The organism is Natronorubrum halobium, assembly GCF_051351675.1.
In the GTDB taxonomy this organism is placed as follows: domain Archaea; phylum Halobacteriota; class Halobacteria; order Halobacteriales; family Natrialbaceae; genus Natronorubrum.
In genome coordinates this window covers 4,166,198-4,183,060 of the sequence record NZ_CP195595.1, presented here as the reverse complement: position 1 = coordinate 4,183,060, position 16,863 = coordinate 4,166,198, and the positions used below count along the sequence as shown (strand labels likewise).

The following is a 16,863-nucleotide window of genomic DNA, read 5'->3' as shown; positions in this document are numbered from 1 at the left end:
GAGACCGATGGCTACCGACAACCCGCCGTCCGCGACCGACGACTCGCGGTCCACGACCGACCACAGCGACCAGACGTCGACCCCGGACGAAGCCCATCTCGGGCCGCCAGACGATCCGCGCGAGGGTGATCCAGCAGCGGATTCGCGAGCCACCTACGACTACGTCGGCGGCGACGTCGACCGACCGGCACTCGTCTCCGCGCTCCGGGAGCGAATCGACGGCGAGGTCCGGTTCGACGAGTACTCCCGTCGGCTGTACGCGACCGACGCCAGCGCCTACGAGATGACCCCGATCGGGGTCGTGTTACCGCGCTCGACGGCCGACGTCGCGAGCGTCGTCGAATACTGTGCGGACAACGAGATCCCGGTGCTCCCGCGCGGCGGCGGCACCAGTCTCGCCGGGCAGGCGGTCAACGAGGCCGTCGTCCTCGATTTCACGACGCACATGGGCGATCTGCTCTCCGTCGACCCCGACGAGCGGCAGGCGACCGTCGAGGCGGGGACGGTGCTCGCCGACCTCAACGACGAACTCTCGCCGCACGAACTGAAGTTCGCACCGGACCCCGCCGCCGGCAATCGCAGCACGATCGGCGGCGCCATCGGGAACAACTCGACCGGCGCACACTCGCTGCAGTACGGGAAGACCGACGCCTACGTCGAGGCCTGCGAGGTCGTCCTCGCCGACGGCTCCGTCGAACGCTTCGGCGAGATGACGGTTAGAGAGCTTCGCGAGCGGGCCGATCCGGAGGGGGAGTTGCTCGAGCGAATCTACGACGCCCTGCGCCGCGTCGTCGACGAGGAAGCCGAGGCGATCAGCGAGGTCTTCCCCCAACTGAAGCGCAACGTCTCGGGCTACAACCTCGATCGGCTGGTCGCGGAGGCCCACGGGAAGCCCGACGCATTCGACGAGAACGCGGGCGACTCGGCCGCGATCGACGACGGCGCCGAGCCCGATCCCGACGCGACGGTCAACCTCGCGCGCGTCTTCGCCGGCAGCGAAGGGACCCTCGGCGTGGTGACGGAGGCGACCGTCTCGCTCGAGCCCGTGCCGGAAACGACGTCCGTCGTCCTCCTGACCTACCACGACCTGCTCGAGGCGATGGCCGACGTCGACACCATCGTCAGAAATCACGACGCGGCAGCGGTCGAAGCGATCGACGACGTCCTGATCGAACTCGCGGAGAACACCGAAGAGTTCGCCGAACTCGTCGAACGACTGCCTGCGGGCACCGAAACCGCGCTGCTCGTCGAGTTCTACGCCGAGGACGACGACCACGGCCGCGAGCAGGTCGCGGACCTGCTCGCCGACCGATTGCCGGACGAAGAGGTGCCGGATCCGACGGCCGACGCGGCCGAGGCGGACGAAGACGGCAACGTAACTGCGTCCGGGGGCGAGACCGACCCCGTCCGCGCGTTCGACGCCCTCGAGGCCCACGACCCAGAAGGCATCGCCGAACTCTGGAAACTCCGCAAGAGCGCGGCGCCGATCCTTCTCTCGCGAACCTCGGACGCCAAACACATCTCGTTCATCGAGGACACGGCCGTCCCGACCGAGAACCTCGCGGACTACGTCGCGGACTTTCAGGCGGTCCTCGAGGAGTACGACACCTTCGCCAGCTTCTACGCTCACGCCGGGCCGGGCTGTATGCACATGCGGCCGCTGGTGGACACGAAGAGCGAGGCGGGACTCGAGGAGTTCGAGGGGATTTCGGACGCCGTCACGGACCTCGTCGTCCGGTACGGCGGGAGCGTCTCGGGTGAACACGGCGACGGCCGCGCCCGCACCCAGTGGAACCACAAACTCTACGGCGACGACGTCTGGGAACTCTTCCGGGAGCTGAAGACGGTCTTCGATCCGGACTGGCTCCTGAATCCGGGGAACGTTTGCGGCGACCACGACATGACCGAGAACCTCCGGTTCGATCCCAGCTATGAATTCGAGGCCGGTTTCGAGCCCGCCCTCGAGTGGCAAACCGAGAACGGCTTCCAGGGCATGGCCGAACTCTGTCACGGCTGCGGCGGCTGTCGCGGCGATCAGGAGACGACCGGCGGCGTGATGTGTCCGACCTTCCGCGCGGCCGAGGAGGAGAGTTTGAGCACTCGCGGCCGGGCGAACATGCTCCGGAGCGCCATGAACGGCGAACTCGAGGCCGAGGCCACCGACGAGGAGTTCTTAGCGGAGATCATGGACCTCTGTATCGGCTGCAAGGGCTGTGCGCGGGACTGCCCGAGCGAGGTCGACATGGCGAAGCTCAAGGCCGAAGTGGAGCACGCGAACCACCAGGAGAACGGCTCGAGCCTCCGCGACAAGCTGTTCGCGAACGTCGACCGGCTGAACGCCGTCGGCTCCGCGCTCGCGCCGCTCTCGAACTGGGCCGCGTCGCTGCCCGGATCAGGGACGATGGCGGAGAAGACCGTGGGGATCGCCCGCGAGCGCGATCTGCCGACGTTCGCGAACGAGAGCTTCGAAGACTGGTTCGCAACGCGCGGGCCGCGGGTTTCGGAAGCGGAGGCCGACCGGAAGGTCCTGCTGTTCCCCGACACCTACACGAACTACAACCACCCGCGGGCCGGGAAGGCGGCCGTGCAGGTCCTCGAAACGGCCGGCGTCCACGTCCGGATTCCCGAGGGCGTGACGTCGACGGGACGGCCGGCGCACTCGAAGGGGTTCCTCGACCGCTCGCGCGAACGAGCGCGGACGAACGTCGACGCCCTCGCGCCCGAACTCGAGGACGACTGGGAGGTCGTGCTCGTGGAGCCCTCCGACGCCGTCATGTTCCAGTCGGACTATCTGGACCTGCTCTCGGGTCGCGACGTCGAGCGCGTCGCCGCGAACACCTACAGCGTCTGCGAGTACCTCGATCAGTTCGATCTGGCCGGTGGACTGCCGACTGGCGGGTCCGACGGCACCGAGGAGCGGCTGACCTACCACGGCCACTGCCACCAGAAGGCGACGAAGAAGGACGGCCACGCGGCGACGGTGCTCGAGGCCGTCGGCTACGAGGTCGACGCGCTGGACTCGGGCTGTTGCGGAATGGCCGGTTCGTTCGGCTACGAGGCCGAACACTACTCGCTGAGCCGAAAGATCGGGGACGTGCTGTTCGATCAGGTCGAGGGGAGTGACGGAGAGACAGTCGTTGCGCCCGGTGCGTCCTGTCGGTCACAGCTGTCGGAATACGACGGCTGCGACGATCCGCCGCATCCGATCGAGAAGGTTGCTGCGGCGCTTTCGTCGGAGTAAGGTGGTAGGTTCTTTTCGCTATTGTATCGACTCGAATTTCGGTTGAGTGAAACGGTCTTCGGATTGTAAAGTCGGATTGTTCAAGAAGCGTGTCCTGCTCACGTGGCCACTAGGAATTGCCACGTCCTCCCCAGCCGACAGCGCACGCCACCGCATGTAGGAGCGGGTCAGAGAAGTCTTCGCACGAACTTCGAAATGATCCATACAGGCGATCTACCTACCGCTCGGCCGAGCAACCGGCGTACGGTGGCGCGTGCTGTGCCGGGGTGAGCGCAGAGCGAACCGCGGCACGAACTCACGCGAGGGATGAGCGAGCGGAGCGAGCGAATCGGCTGGGGAGGACGTGGCGATTCCCTGTTGCCACGCTAGCAGGACGCTTTGCTTCGGTTCACGCACCTCGTCTCGAACATACTGCTCAATTCGCATCTCTACTGATCATTGTGAAGGATTATACCGACACCGATCGTTACTGTCTGTCATCGGAAGTCTCCCATGCCGACCGACCACGACGAGTCCGATCACAGGAATATGCCAAAGGACCACGAAACGGATGCGGAACGGATTCTTCTGTTCCTCGCCGAGAACCGTGATCAGGCGTTCGAAGCGATTGAAATCGCCGACAACACGGATCTCGACGAGAATTCCGTTCGGCCGGTTCTCGATCGACTTCGATCGTCTGGTCTCGTCCGGCAGGAGGAATCCACTTGGAGGATCGGTACTCTCGAGCGGGTTCGGGATGCGTTCGCCTTCCACTCGACGGTCCAGTCTCTCAACGAGAGAGTCGGCTACGAAGATCGCGAAGAATGGCTGGCTGCAGCGGCGGAATCCGATACAGACGACGAGTAACTCGGGGAACGTTCGACGAACTGAACGCAAAACGGAAAACTGCCGCTAACCTACGGCCAGAGCCCGCGCGTCGCCTTCGCCTCGGCGATTCGCGAGAGCGCGACGACGTAGGCGGCGTCGCGCCAGGTCAGCTCCTTCGACTCGACCTCCTCGCGAACGTCGGCCCAGGCCGAAAGCATCTTGTCCTCGAGTTCCTCGTTGACCTCCTCTAAGGTCCACTGGCGACGGTTGATGTCCTGGAGCCACTCGAAGTAGCTCACCGTCACGCCGCCGGCGTTGGCGAGGATGTCCGGGATGACTGTCACGTCGCGTTCCTCGAGGATCGTGTCCGCGGCGAACGTGGTCGGCCCGTTCGCGCCCTCGACGACGATGTCGGCCTCGATGGCGTCCGCGTTGTCAGCGGTGATGACGTTGCCGACGGCGGCCGGGATCAGCACGTCGACGTCGAGTTCGAGCACGTCCGCGTTGGAGATCGTTTCGGGGGCGTCCTGCTCGAGGACGGCCTCCGGTTCCTCTTCGTGAGTCGGGACCTCGTGGGTCTCGAGTCCCTCGGGGTCGTAGATCGCGCCGTTGACGTCGCTGACGGCGACGACGGTGGCTCCCCAATCCTCGAGCAGGCGGGCGGCGTTCGCGCCGACGCTGCCGAAGCCCTGGACGGCGACGGTCATCTCGGAGACCTCGTTGCCGTAGTGCTGAATCGCCTCCCGTGCCGCGATCGCGGTCGAGCGACCGGGTGCCTCCTCGCGACCGTAGGAGCCGCCGATGACGGGGGGCTTGCCGGTGACGACGCCGGGGATAGTCTCACCCTGTTGCATCGAGTAGGCGTCCATGAACCACGCCATCGTCTGAGCGTCGGTACCCATGTCCGGTGCCGGAACGTCCTTCGTCGGGCCGACGACGTCGCGCAGTTCCTCGGCGAACCGGCGCGTGAGCCGTTCGGTTTCGTCCGCGGAGAGGGACTTGGGATCGATGGCGATGCCGCCTTTCCCGCCGCCGAACGGGAGATCCATTACGGCGCACTTCCAGGTCATCCACATCGAGAGCCCGGTACACTCCTCGGCGGTGACCTCGGGGTGGTAGCGGAGACCGCCCTTGTACGGCCCGCGGACGTCGTCGTGCTGAGCGCGGTAGCCGGTGAAGACCTCGACCTCGCCGTCGTCGCGCTCGAGCGGAACCGAGACCTGCTGGACCTTGGTCGGGTGTTTCAGCCGTTCGATGACGCCCTCGTCGACGTCGACGTGGGTCGCCGCGCGCTCGAGTTGGCGTCGAGCGGTGACGAGCGCTGAGTCGTACTCTGTTTCGGGTTCGGCTTCTTCCTGGGTCGGTGTCGTAGCCATTGTGAATTGGGTGTGGACGTGAATCGTGGACTACGCCGTAAACAGCTTCCGGGGGAAGTCGGCCAGCGTCTCCGCGCCGCTGCTCGTGACGTGGAACGTTTCGCTGATCTCCATGCCGACCGCCTCGGTCCAGATGCCGGGGATCATGTGGAAGGTCATGTTCTCCTCGAGGATAGTCTCGTCGCCGGGACGGATGCTCGCGGTGTGCTCGCCCCAGTCCGGCGGGTAGCCGAGTCCCATCGAGTAGCCGATGCGGTCCTCCTTCTCGAGACCGTATTGTGCGATGGTATCGCGCCAGGCCTTCTCGACGGACTCGCAGGTGACGCCCGGTTCGACGGCGTCGAGCGCGGCTTCGATTCCCTCGACGACGATATCGGCGGTGCGCTCGAGTTCTTCGGGCGGATCGCCGACGAACGTCGTCCGCGCCAGCGGGGAGTGATACCGGTGGCGACAGCCCGAGAGTTCGATGATGACCGGGTCGCCGTCCTCGAACGGGCGGTCGGTCCAGGTCAGGTGGGGCGTGTCCGTGTGGTCGCCGGACGGCATCAGCGGCACGATCGACGGGTAGTCGCCGCCGTACTCGTCGGTTCCGCGGATCAGTTGCTCGTAGATCGCGGCCGCGGCCTCGTACTCCGGCACGCCCTCTTCGATCGCGTCGAGACCGGCCCGCATCGCGTTCTCCGAGATGCGGGCGGCCTCGCGCATGTACTCGAGTTCCTGCTCGGACTTCTTGATCCGGACCCAGCCGACCAGCAGCGTCGCGTCCTCGAACTCGGCGTCGGGGAGGTTCTGCTGGAGTCGGGTGTAGGACTTCGCGGTGAAGTAAGCGGCGTCCATCTCGAGGCCGATGCGGCCGTCCGCGACCTCGAGATCCTCGAGGACGCCCGCGACGTAATCCATCGGGTGAAGGTCGTGCGGCGAGTGGACGTGATCGTCGCTGTAGAAGCGGATGCTCTCCTCGGAGAGGGTGGTCGTCGCCCGCGCGCCGCCCGCGTCCATCTCGCGGCCGACCCAGACGGGTTCGTCCCGTTCGGCCGTGACCACGACGGCCTGGTGGACGTAGAACGACCAGCCGTCGTACCCCGTCAGGTAGTTCATGTTGGCCGGATCGGACACGACGATCGCGTCGAGGTCCGCCTCGTGCAATCGCTCTTTCGCCCGAGCGACCCGGCGTTCGTACTCCGCCTCGTCGAAGACATCTCGTGACATGATAACAGGCCCTGCGAAGGAAATCGATCAGGAGTGCTAAAAGTTTTTCGTGTATAGTAGATACAGATACTGTTTACAGATAGGACGGGTGCTCGAGCGACCGAGTAGTCGAGTACAGCGGCATGTGATATCGACTCCAGACCCGTTCGAACGGCGTTCGCGACTCTCCGATCGCGGCTGCTGGATCCTCGTTCCGAACCACCGGCGGTTAAGACACGGGGGTTCGTTGCCGCGGATATGGCAATACTCGAGACGATCGTGATCGCGTTCTGGGCGATGTTACCCGCATACGTGCCCAACAATGCCGCGGTGCTGGCCGGCGGCGGCCGGCCGATCGACGGCGGTCGAACGTGGGGCGATAAGCGCATGCTGGGCGACGGCAAGACCTGGCGCGGCACCGCCGCCGGGATCGTCACTGGGCTCGCGCTCGCCGGTTTTCTGAGTCTCTTCGCCGGCGAGGTGAGGTCCGCAACCGGTGTGGACGTCCCCGAATTCACACTGCTCGCTGCGCTCGGTCTCGCCGCCGGAGCGATGCTCGGCGATATCCTCGCGTCGTTCCTGAAGCGACGGACCGGTCGGCAGCGCGGAGCGATGTTCCCCGGACTCGATCAGCTCGACTTCGTCGTCGTCTCGCTGCCACTGACTGCACTGCTGGCAAGCGAGTGGTTCTTCGACGTGTTCACGTGGGAGGTCATCGCCGTCGTCGTTATTCTGACGCCGATTCTACACGTGGCGACGAACATGATCGCCTACAAACTCGGCTTGAAGAACGAGCCCTGGTAGGGCTGATTCGACGGTTTAGGAGGGTTTCTTCGTTTCCGGGCTCGATGGAATTGATCCGGTAGTAAACGGACTCGAGTAACTCGTTCCAGTCAGTCAGTTCCAACGTCTCGTCGAGAATTACGCTCGTCCGTACCGAAGTCGGTCTACTGTTCGGCGACGGCCTCGGCTTCGTCCTGCAGTCGCTCCTCCGCAGCGTCGCGGTCCTCGGGGTAGTCCACGTCGATCCGCCAGCCGTCCATCCGGATCGCATCGATGGTCCGGCCGGACTGGATCAGCAGGTCGATAGCGTCCGGGAGTTCGTACTCTCCGCGGTCGCTCGGCTGAACGAGGTGACAGTCGTGAAAGGTCGCGGGCGTGAACGTGTAGAAGCCGGTCATGACGAGGTTCGATGCCGGGTCGTCGGGCTTCTCGACGACTTCGACGAGCGCCTTCGGCTTGTTGGTGGTCAGCGGACGGAGACGGGTGCCCTTGCCCGCGGCCAGCACGCTGCTTGCATACGATCTGTTGCTCTTCACCTGCAGAGATGTTTCTTCGGAGAATTAGTGAGCGAACGGATCGATCGTTCGCTGAGACACTGCAACCATCCTGAAACCCTCTCTCCTTTCGTCCGTCGCTCACGACCTCGGTCCGCCTCCCTCGGCGTTCCGTTCCAGAAAGCCTTTGAGAGATTACACCAGACGGGAGACAACGCTCATGGCAGACACGACTGGACCCGACGGAGCGATGGTCTGAAATGACCGCGACCGACGACTCCGAACTCCGACTCATCGGTACTCGTGCGGACGGCTATCTCGACTACTACGACGAGACGACCGATACCGTCTTTCGAGAACCCGAAACGCAGTACGACTACGGTCTCGCCGGTGCGATCCCATCCGAGTGGGTTCGAAACCCGGAGATGACTCTCGAGCGCTACATCGAACGCACGGAGCGCGACTCGGGATGGGCGCGACTGTCTCGATGGGCGGCAGAGACGCTCGGGCCGTAACTCACCGACGCGAGAGCACCGCGACGAGTTCTTCCTCCGGAGACGAACTGCTGCAATGTACTCTGAGTATCGATAGTTCGCCCTCTCCAGACGATATCCCCATGGAGAACGTTCTTCCTCCGGGGACTCACCGTAGCGGCCTACGCCTTCTGTTCTGTGGTGGCGGATTCGTCGTCGGCGAGCCGTTCTTCGGCCCTGTCTCGGTCCTCGGGATAACCGACGTCGATGCGCCAGCCGTCCATGCGGATCGCGTCGATCGTCCGGCCCGACTGGATCAGCAGGTCGATCGCGTCCGGGAGTTCGAACTCGCCGCGGTCGGACGGTTGCACGAGGTGACAGGCGTGGAAGATCGCGGGCGTGAAGGTGTAGAAGCCGGTCATGACGAGATTCGACGGCGGCTCGTCGGGTTTCTCGACGACCTCGACGATCTCGCCGTACTCGTTCGTATCGAGGACGCCGTACCGGGAGGCCTCCTCGTAGGGCACCTCCTCGACGAGGAACGCGGCGTCCGCGCGATCCTCTCGCTGACGGTTGATCACGTCGCCGAGGTTCCCGCGGAAGACGTTGTCCCCGAGCATGAGCACGAAATCGTCCTCGATGTGTGGCTCGGCCTGCAGAATCGCGTGGGCGAGTCCGAGCTGTTCTCGCTGGTGGGCGTAGGTGATCGGCACACCTTCATACTTGTCGCCGTAGCGCTCGATGATCTGTTCTTTCTGGTAGCCGACGACGACGATCAGTTCGGTGACGCCGATCTCGAGGAGGTTGTCGAAGACGTCCTCGATGAGTGGCTTGCCGTCGACCTCGACGAGCACCTTCGGTTTGTCTTCGGTGAGTGGGCGAAGCCGGGTCCCCTTTCCGGCTGCTAGGACGACTGCTTGCATGTCTGCAATGGTTCTGGTGGGGCGACATATACTTTGTGAGCGATTACGAGATTAGTTGGCGAGGAATGGAATGTCGAACGGGAGGTTATTGGTTACTGTTGTTCGGAATGTGCTCGAGATGACGAGGTATGTGCCGAAGTAGATCCCGGTTCCGATTCCAACCAAGGTAAGGACGGTAGCGGAGTTGTGGCCAAGGATTCGTTGCGTTTCCTCGATCCGAAGGCCGCCGTAGACGACACCTCCCATGAGGGCTGCTGCGATCCACTGGCAAACGATTTCCCGGTATGGGATCGAGAACTCGAGTAGGCTCGAGAGGTACACGTACGCAGCGGCCAGACCGACAATGGCCGAGATCCCCGTCGCGACGGCGGCACCGAGCCACCCGAGCAAATAGACGAGCACGACGTTGAGGACGACGTTGGTGAGGATGAACGCCCCGTTTACGCGGAAGGCAAGATCTGGACGATCAAGCGCGTTGAGGGTCATCAGTAGCGGTTTTTGGTAGCTGTAGACGAGGACCGCGGCGATCAAGATCATGAGAACGACGCCACCTTCGACGAACTCCTCGCCGTAGATCCGTAACACGCGATCAGCGAGAATTGAACCTCCGACGAATCCGGGGATCAAGATAACGCCTGTGTAACCGGACGCGTCGGTGACGAGGTTGGAAATTTGTTCTCGATTTTCGTCGACGGCGGTTCGACTGATTTCGGGGAAGATGCTGGCGCTGACCGAGTGGCTGAACTGCAGAAAAAAGATCGCGATGCTCCAGGCGACCGAGTAGATGCCGATCAACCCCGACGGAACGAAGAATCCGAGGACGACGACGTCGATCCAGTTGAACGTTTTCGACTGGACACTCCCGAGCCAAGAGTACTTCGCGTACTCGATTAGGCTCACGAAGTGGCGCTTTCGCGGCCGAGTAATCGTGAAACCGGCGACGAAGACCGCGACGAGGGCGACAAGAATCCACCCCATCGCGTAGCCGGTCAGCATCCCGGTTAGCCCCAGACCCGCGAACACCGCGCCGATCTGGAAGAGGCTCCGGGTCGTGATTCGGACCGGCGAGAGCATTCCGGCGACGTGGACGAGGTGTTTCCCGTTGAGAACCGACGTAAAGAACGAGTAGAACAGCGACGTGAACAGCAGCAGGACGACGAACTCGGTTACGTCCGCGCCCACGTATCGGTCGACGTAGCCGCGAAAGACGAACAACCCGATCGCCATGACAATGAAGAGCGCGGCGATGAGAGTTCCGCCCGCCACGATAAACTCTTCCTGGTCCCGTTCTTCGCTCACTCGTTTAGTGATCGCAGTGCCGACACCCAGTTTACCGGCGATCTTGAGCCAGGCGAGCAGGGCGATAACGAGATAGTACTGTCCAAGGATATCTGCGCCGACCTCGCGCGCGAAATAGATGACGGCGACGAACGAAATCGCCGACGCGAGCATGTTGGAAGCGAAATGGATTGCTGAGGTCTGGCCGATTCTCATTCGTAGTTGCCGTCTTTTCTGATCCAACTAACTTATAACGTAATCATCTGTACCTCGAGTATGGCCGTCGGTTTCAATCTGCCTTCCCGCTCGAGCGCCCGACTCCTGTTCGAGGACCCGACCCGGGCGCTCAAGGAAGCCCTCATTCGACCTTACCAAGGGCTTTGGTACACCGCCACCTCCCGGTATCCGATCGGGACGAACGTCTTCGAGCGCGATTGGGATCTCCTCGTCGTGCTCGACGCTTGTCGCGTCGACGCGATGCGCGAGATCGCTGACGAGTACGAATTTATTACTGAAGTCGATAGCATCGTCTCCGTCGGGAGCAACTCTCACGAGTGGCTTGCACAGACGTTCTCGGAGGCGTGGTCTCAAGAAATTGCAGAGACGACGTACGTTACCGCAAACTTCCACTCCGGATTCGTGTTTCGCGATCGGCGACTGCCGCCGGACCGGATCGACGTACCGTTCTACTGGACGGACTGGGACGTCGTCGACAGCGACGCGTTTCGAGAGGTCGTCGATGTCTGGGACACTCACCGCAACGACACGTTCGGCGTGACGCCACCCCACGCCGTAACCGATCACGTGATCGATCGTAGACGCTCGAATGAGGCCACGAGAATCATCGCCCACTACATGCAACCCCACGGCCCCTACATCGCGAACGCCGTCCAGACTGGCGAGGAGCCGAACGAGATCGAATCCGGCGCCTGGCGTAGTCTCCGGGACGGCGAGGCGAGCAGGGCTGAGATCTGGGAGTTGTACCTCGACAACTTGCGAGTCGTTCTGGATCAAATCGAGGTCCTACTCGAGAACGTCGACGCCGAGACCGTCGCGATCACGGCCGATCACGGCGAGGCGTTCGGAGAGTTCGGCGCGTACGGCCACCCCGAAGGATTCCCGCACCCGGTTGTGAAGAAAGTGCCATGGATCGAGGCCTCGGCGGAGGATTTGGAGACGCGAACGCCGGATCTGGAGTCGGAATCGAACGCCGAGGTCGCCATCGAGAAACGGTTAGAGGCCCTCGGCTACGCGTAAACCGGACTCGAGCGGGGACGGCAAATATAAGTGATTACTCGCGACACCTTCCACCATGACGATTAGTTTCTCTGGGTGGATCTCGGAGAGCCTCTCTACGCTCAGATCCGGCGATCGCTCGCTGCCCGCACGTCTCCTCCGTCCGCTATACAACCTATACGTCGGCGGATTCCTCACTGTGACTCATCGGTACCCATACGGAACAAACGTCTTCGAGCGCGACTGGGATCTACTCGTTATCCTCGATGCCTGTCGCGTCGACGCGATGCAAGAAGTGGCCGACGAGTACGAATTCATCGGCGAGGTCGACTCGATTACCTCTATCGGGAGCACGTCGTTCGAGTGGCTGAACCACACCTTCTCTGCGGAATACCTCGAGGAAACCCAACAAACGGGATACGTGACGGGTAACGGGTACACGGAACGGGTTTTCGACGACGACGGTCACACCGGTAACGCCGCGATTCCGTTCGGTCCGAGCAGTTACGATACCGTAGCGTCTGCCGACTTCGGCTACCTCGAGGAGCTGTGGCGAGCGGACTTCGAGGACACGGCAGAGTGGTCCGTCGGGAGTGGAGATGGGCGACGTGTCCACCCACGATACGCGACGGACCGCGCTATCGACGTCGGGCGCACCACCGACGTAGATCGATTGATCGTCCACTACATGTACCCGCACGATCCGTTCCCGCTCGAGGATGGCCCACTCCAGAAACCGTTCGACGCGCTCAAGAACGGAACCGTCTCCAGGGACACAGTGTGGGAGGCCTACCTCGATAACCTTCGGTTCGTGCTGGACGAGGTCGAGATTCTCCTCGAGAATCTCGACCGGGATAACGTCGTCATCACCGCCGACCACGGGGAGGCGTTCGGCGAGTACGGCTTCTACAGGCACGTCATCGGGTGTCCGATCCCGTGTATGCGTCGCGTTCCGTGGGTGGAGACGATGTCGGAGGATCAAGGCGAGTACGATCCCGAAGCGCCCGGTCTCGAGACCGTTTCGAATACAGCGTCGGTTGAAGATCGTCTCGAGCAACTCGGTTACCTCTAGTGAGAGGAATTGCTCAACTTTCCAGGGTAGTATCTCCAAAAGGGGAAGCCGCATAGCTGATTACTCGATCGCATAAGTTCACACAGTGTCTGCTCGCACCCTGCAAAGACTAACTGAATGTTGACACCGGGTCTACCCAAGTAGGTGAATTCTAACATAGAACTGCGATTCATTCCGTCATACTCCTTCAAGTATTAACCGGGACATCTCAAACGTACAGATTTTCGGTCATAATAATCACAAATTTCAATTGATGTAGATTCCAATCTCTCAAACGTGATGATTCAAAGAGGACGAAACAAGTCCCTTTCGTATCATCGCAAACTGAAATTTGATCGGAGATCATATCTCCCGATGCGCTTGCCACGGGTATAAATGCGACCGGGAACCTTTAGTTGAGGGCGTATCGTACCGTTGGGCGAGGAGCACTGTCCCGTAACCTCGGGTGCCGTCTGATGTCCTACCCTCTCATGGTGGTCATACCGTCATCACGTCTCGAACTCGATTGATCCCGTCGTTTCACCTGCGAGCAGCGAGAAGAAGGGATACGACTGCCCCTTGTACACCGATCGAAATGTCGTCTTGCTCATAATGCCGAATCGCGGGTCCTTGTTGTAAATATCGTCGCCGCAAACTCGCCGCAGGTACAGTCGTTTTAGCCAACTTCGATCCCAGACTTTGTAGGCGCGCTTCGCGTAAGGCCAAATATACCGGCCGCGAACGCGGGACGCGACTCTCGATCGAAAGGTCGTATCCGCGACGGTGCTTGCCGTGGTTTCGTCTACATCGGCGACCGTGGCGTACAGATCCTTGATAAATGATTCGTAGAAGTGACGGTGGCGTTTTTGTTCGATTGGGACGCGACGCCAGAATTCGTACAGTCGGTGATCCTCCAAGGGTAGCCACCAGCCGTGTCCGCAGAAGTCGAAGGAACGGACACCGTTGACGATTAATTTCGCCCGTCGTTCCTTCAATCGCCAACGTTCGAACGCCTCGACCATGGATTGAGGCTCAGCAGACGACCCGAGTTCGATGGTTTCCGCGACTCGTGCTGTGAATTCGTCGCGGGGAATCGTCGTCCATTCGTTGTACTTGAAATGTTGGTCAAGGATGAGTGAAGTGAGTGTTTGCAGGTCGATTTTGCGTTCACCCTCTAGGCCTGTCGGCGTGGCTTTCATCGTGTCGAGCGCGGATTCACCAGGGACGTACAGAGCGTTTGTTGGAAGGTTGCCCTGCTCAACGAGATGATTAAGCGCGAGGACATGGGTCGGACTAGGAAGGCTTCCAATCCACCCTGCCCGATCAAAGTAGCGGTTCCAGCGAGGCGAGTCGTAGAAGGAGCGCCAATCGTCGTGCGTTAACCCGGCCGTGACCCACGGTAAATCAAGGTTCTCTGCGACGTCTCTCGCAACGGTAATGTCCTCACCGGTATTGACAGAGTAGGTGATGACTTTATCGTATCCGATTCGTTTGAGCATAACCGCGATCAACCGTGAGTCGTATCCTCCGCTTAGCGGGACTGCGATCGGTCGGCCCCCCGCGACCTGGGTCAATCTTTTGAAAGCCGCGTCAAGGACGGACAAAAAGCGATTGCGGAGACCATCAGTAGTGTACTGCTGTTCGGTCACGGTGTGTAAACGATATGGCTCCCTTATGAGGTCATCCCTCGATGTATCGTGTGTGACCAACTCTCCCGCCTGAACTTGATAGACGTCTTCGTAGAGTGTGTTCGAACCCATGACGAATCGCGAAGTTTCGTATTCGATTTGGGATTGTTTGGACCGATTTTGAACGTCAGTCTTCTTGATAAGCCATCCACAATCGTCTGAGACGAGAATCGTGTCGCCACGCATAGCGTAAAAGAGCGGACACGAGCGCATCCGATCGGTAGCGAGGATCGTTTCCGGATTCCGAACAACGACTACCGCGTAGAAGCCGTTTATCGAGGAGAGGAGCGATTTAAGTTCCGTACGACCTGACGTGGATTCGACTAGTTCTGCGATGCTCGTAGTATCGACATATTCACCGTTGTAAAAGCCGCGCCCGCGAACCGAAACGTCCCCTCGCGTCTCCCATAGCCGGTCGTCCAACGCAATTGATGCTGGCATTGTTCGTACGACCGTTCCAAGGATTTAGTCATAGAATGGTCTTCTGGTATAACCCCACCTTTTAAGCGATCTCTGCACCTGCGGGTGAAACAATGAGGAAAAATCCCGGCAGCGATCAGGACCGTGGGTGCGGCACCCCCGCCGAGGTTTTCGGTGGTCCCCGTCATCCTGAATCGACCGCAGTCTCGCCCGCGACCTCTCCGTATGATGTTGACGATCCTATTCTCTCCCTGATCGGCAACACATCAATGATCGAGTATCCTGACGCGGTGAACGACAATCTCTACGTCAAACTGGAAAAGGAAAATCCTACGGGTTCGATGAAGGATCGAATCGCTCTCGGTATGACCCTGGAAATGTACGAAACCGGCGATATTGATCGCAACGACCTCATAGTTGAGGCGTCCTCAGGGAACACTGCGGGTGGCGTCTCGCTCGTCGCTAACCGGTTAGGTCATGACTGTGTCATCACGACCCCGGAAACAACAAGCAGACAAAAGATCGGCTACGTCAAATCCCTCGGTGCAGAACTGATTGAGTGCCCGTCAGTTGATTCCGACTCCGCGGACCACTATCGAAATCAAGCGGATGCGATCGCAGATAATCGTGGCGGCGTGTTTCTAGACCAATACCACAACCAGCTCAATCCGGAGGTACATGCTAAGTGGACAGGTCCGGAACTGTACCAACAATTGGAGGATGTAACTCATGTGGTCTGCCCGATGGGTACTGGAGGAACGCTCTCGGGCATCGGAAAGTATCTTAAGAATCAAAATCCCACTGTGGAGATCATCGGCGTTGATGCGATAAATTCGAACATTAGCACCGCCTTCTACGACAACGATCCAGTTTCCTACGAAACTCAAATCGAGGGACTCGGCAAAGGATCAAAAACGCCGACAATGTGGTTCGAGTATGTCGACGATGTGTTCGACGTGAGCGACGATGTGGCAATCAGGTGGGCGAAAAAGTCCGCGAAGGAAAATGGTGTGCTAATTGGACCGTCGAGCGGTGCTGCGTTAAAGATCGCCCATTCCATCGCCAGTGATAATCCCGGTTCGGTCGTCGCCCTCATCGCGTGTGATGGAGGCGAACAGTACTTCGACGTCCTCGCTTCTGTCGAACAACCGTCGCCGTGACGCCCACCTCACCGGATAGCATCATAATCAACTGATCAAGAGATTAAGCGACATTACATAATATGGCACTGTTCAGATTAGCTAATTCCAGCAGTATGCGTAGCTCTGGAGCCACCTTTCGGCGGTTTCTCGCTTGGCGTTCCTAAAGCAGTTCCGGAACTGGTATGTAATTCGTTTTACTTCCTGAAAGAGACGTCCAACGGCATTCCGATTTGCGTGCGTCTCGTATCGAAATCGGAGTCCGTGGCGGTGGAGTGGTGCGTGGAGCCATGGAGCGGAGTCGACGAGAAAGACGGTGTCGTCGACGGTGTGTTTCTCACGCAGTTCGGCGAGAAACATCGACATAAGGCCGGAGTTCCGCGCCGGAAACAGCCGCACGTGGAGGAATTCGTTTGTATCGGGATCGACGGCGGCGTACAGCCAGTACCGCTGGTCGGTGAGTTGGATCACCGTCTCGTTGAGCCCGACGTGATCCGGTGATTTACCGCCGCTGGGCAGTAGCTCTGCTTTTTGCACAGTTGTAGTCGATGGAACGAACTCGTTTGACACCGAAATTTTTCCAAAAAATGAACAGTATCTGAAAGCGAGAGGCCTGTCATATAGAGGTGGATACTGAGGTGCATCAGTTCGCGCGGTGTCTGCGCACTCCACAAATCCTAACTGAATGTCCGTGTTAGGACGCGTGAGCCGGTCGGTTCTAGCCACACCCCAGAAACTGCTATCGCCTCTCTCCTTCAGACTCTAA

The 16,863-nt window shown here is 60.6% G+C and carries 13 protein-coding genes and 1 pseudogene; 7 read left to right on the top strand and 7 right to left on the bottom strand.

Annotation, left to right across the window (positions count from 1 at the left end):
* Window positions 1–7: 7 nt before the first annotated feature.
* Entirely contained in the window at window positions 8–3,241 is a 3,234-nt protein-coding gene (locus tag ACSFC7_RS20870; protein ID WP_436344730.1) for an FAD-linked oxidase C-terminal domain-containing protein, read from the top strand.
* Between the two features lie 528 nt (window positions 3,242–3,769).
* Window positions 3,770–4,087 carry a TrmB family transcriptional regulator gene (locus tag ACSFC7_RS20865; protein ID WP_436344729.1) on the top strand — a complete coding sequence of 106 codons (318 nt, stop codon included), beginning with the start codon at window positions 3,770–3,772 and terminating at the stop codon, window positions 4,085–4,087.
* 50 nt (window positions 4,088–4,137) lie between these two features.
* On the opposite strand, the gene gdhB is transcribed toward ACSFC7_RS20865, so the two are convergent.
* Window positions 4,138–5,424: a glutamate dehydrogenase GdhB gene (gene gdhB, locus ACSFC7_RS20860; RefSeq protein WP_436344728.1), complete on the bottom strand. Its 1,287-nt coding sequence runs from the start codon at window positions 5,422–5,424 to the stop codon at window positions 4,138–4,140.
* A gap of 30 nt (window positions 5,425–5,454) precedes the next feature.
* Window positions 5,455–6,633, bottom strand: a complete 1,179-nt coding sequence (locus tag ACSFC7_RS20855) for a M24 family metallopeptidase (RefSeq protein ID WP_436344727.1) — start codon at window positions 6,631–6,633, stop codon at window positions 5,455–5,457.
* 237 nt (window positions 6,634–6,870) lie between these two features.
* Here ACSFC7_RS20855 and ACSFC7_RS20850 point away from each other — a divergent pair, with 237 nt between their 5' ends.
* Complete coding sequence (locus ACSFC7_RS20850) at window positions 6,871–7,416, top strand: CDP-2,3-bis-(O-geranylgeranyl)-sn-glycerol synthase (RefSeq protein WP_436344726.1); 546 nt, start codon at window positions 6,871–6,873, stop codon at window positions 7,414–7,416.
* Between the two features lie 143 nt (window positions 7,417–7,559).
* Here ACSFC7_RS20850 and ACSFC7_RS20845 read toward each other — a convergent pair whose 3' ends face one another.
* On the bottom strand, window positions 7,560–7,898 hold the full coding sequence (locus ACSFC7_RS20845; RefSeq protein WP_436347998.1) for a sugar phosphate nucleotidyltransferase: 339 nt from the start codon (window positions 7,896–7,898) through the stop codon (window positions 7,560–7,562).
* Between the two features lie 251 nt (window positions 7,899–8,149).
* On the opposite strand from ACSFC7_RS20845, the gene ACSFC7_RS20840 reads away from it, so the two are divergent.
* The gene (locus ACSFC7_RS20840; RefSeq protein ID WP_436344725.1) at window positions 8,150–8,404 is read left to right on the top strand and encodes a hypothetical protein; all 255 of its coding nucleotides are present in this window, start codon (window positions 8,150–8,152) and stop codon (window positions 8,402–8,404) included.
* 140 nt (window positions 8,405–8,544) lie between these two features.
* Here the strand turns inward: ACSFC7_RS20840 and aglF are convergent, their stop codons facing one another.
* Both aglF and ACSFC7_RS20830 read right to left on the bottom strand, forming a co-directional pair.
* Window positions 8,545–9,285 carry a UTP--glucose-1-phosphate uridylyltransferase AglF gene (gene aglF / locus ACSFC7_RS20835; protein WP_436344724.1) on the bottom strand — a complete coding sequence of 247 codons (741 nt, stop codon included), beginning with the start codon at window positions 9,283–9,285 and terminating at the stop codon, window positions 8,545–8,547.
* Between the two features lie 51 nt (window positions 9,286–9,336).
* Window positions 9,337–10,779, bottom strand: coding sequence for an oligosaccharide flippase family protein (locus ACSFC7_RS20830; RefSeq protein WP_436344723.1), 1,443 nt, complete (start codon window positions 10,777–10,779; stop codon window positions 9,337–9,339).
* 60 nt (window positions 10,780–10,839) lie between these two features.
* On the opposite strand from ACSFC7_RS20830, the gene ACSFC7_RS20825 reads away from it, so the two are divergent.
* On the top strand, window positions 10,840–11,820 hold the full coding sequence (locus ACSFC7_RS20825; RefSeq protein WP_436344722.1) for a hypothetical protein: 981 nt from the start codon (window positions 10,840–10,842) through the stop codon (window positions 11,818–11,820).
* Window positions 11,821–11,998: 178 nt separating this feature from the next.
* Window positions 11,999–12,871, top strand: a complete 873-nt coding sequence (locus ACSFC7_RS20820) for a hypothetical protein (protein WP_436344721.1) — start codon at window positions 11,999–12,001, stop codon at window positions 12,869–12,871.
* A gap of 488 nt (window positions 12,872–13,359) precedes the next feature.
* On the opposite strand, the gene ACSFC7_RS20815 is transcribed toward ACSFC7_RS20820, so the two are convergent.
* Window positions 13,360–14,979 carry an asparagine synthase-related protein gene (locus ACSFC7_RS20815; protein WP_436344720.1) on the bottom strand — a complete coding sequence of 540 codons (1,620 nt, stop codon included), beginning with the start codon at window positions 14,977–14,979 and terminating at the stop codon, window positions 13,360–13,362.
* Window positions 14,980–15,071: 92 nt separating this feature from the next.
* On the opposite strand from ACSFC7_RS20815, the gene ACSFC7_RS20810 reads away from it, so the two are divergent.
* On the top strand, window positions 15,072–16,118 hold the full coding sequence (locus ACSFC7_RS20810) for a PLP-dependent cysteine synthase family protein (protein WP_436344719.1): 1,047 nt from the start codon (window positions 15,072–15,074) through the stop codon (window positions 16,116–16,118).
* A gap of 81 nt (window positions 16,119–16,199) precedes the next feature.
* Here ACSFC7_RS20810 and ACSFC7_RS20805 read toward each other — a convergent pair.
* Window positions 16,200–16,823, bottom strand: a pseudogene (locus ACSFC7_RS20805) (IS6 family transposase).
* Window positions 16,824–16,863 lie beyond the last annotated feature (40 nt).

Coding starts and splice junctions, on each gene's coding strand:
- ACSFC7_RS20810 (WP_436344719.1), top strand. CDS start 15,072: ATGAGGAAAAATCCCGGCAGCGATCAGGACCGTGGGTGCGGCACCCCC.
- aglF (WP_436344724.1), bottom strand. CDS start 9,285: ATGCAAGCAGTCGTCCTAGCAGCCGGAAAGGGGACCCGGCTTCGCCCA.
- ACSFC7_RS20865 (WP_436344729.1), top strand. CDS start 3,770: ATGCCAAAGGACCACGAAACGGATGCGGAACGGATTCTTCTGTTCCTC.
- ACSFC7_RS20830 (WP_436344723.1), bottom strand. CDS start 10,779: ATGAGAATCGGCCAGACCTCAGCAATCCATTTCGCTTCCAACATGCTC.
- ACSFC7_RS20840 (WP_436344725.1), top strand. CDS start 8,150: ATGACCGCGACCGACGACTCCGAACTCCGACTCATCGGTACTCGTGCG.
- ACSFC7_RS20870 (WP_436344730.1), top strand. CDS start 8: ATGGCTACCGACAACCCGCCGTCCGCGACCGACGACTCGCGGTCCACG.
- ACSFC7_RS20850 (WP_436344726.1), top strand. CDS start 6,871: ATGGCAATACTCGAGACGATCGTGATCGCGTTCTGGGCGATGTTACCC.
- ACSFC7_RS20855 (WP_436344727.1), bottom strand. CDS start 6,633: ATGTCACGAGATGTCTTCGACGAGGCGGAGTACGAACGCCGGGTCGCT.
- gdhB (WP_436344728.1), bottom strand. CDS start 5,424: ATGGCTACGACACCGACCCAGGAAGAAGCCGAACCCGAAACAGAGTAC.
- ACSFC7_RS20825 (WP_436344722.1), top strand. CDS start 10,840: ATGGCCGTCGGTTTCAATCTGCCTTCCCGCTCGAGCGCCCGACTCCTG.
- ACSFC7_RS20815 (WP_436344720.1), bottom strand. CDS start 14,979: ATGCCAGCATCAATTGCGTTGGACGACCGGCTATGGGAGACGCGAGGG.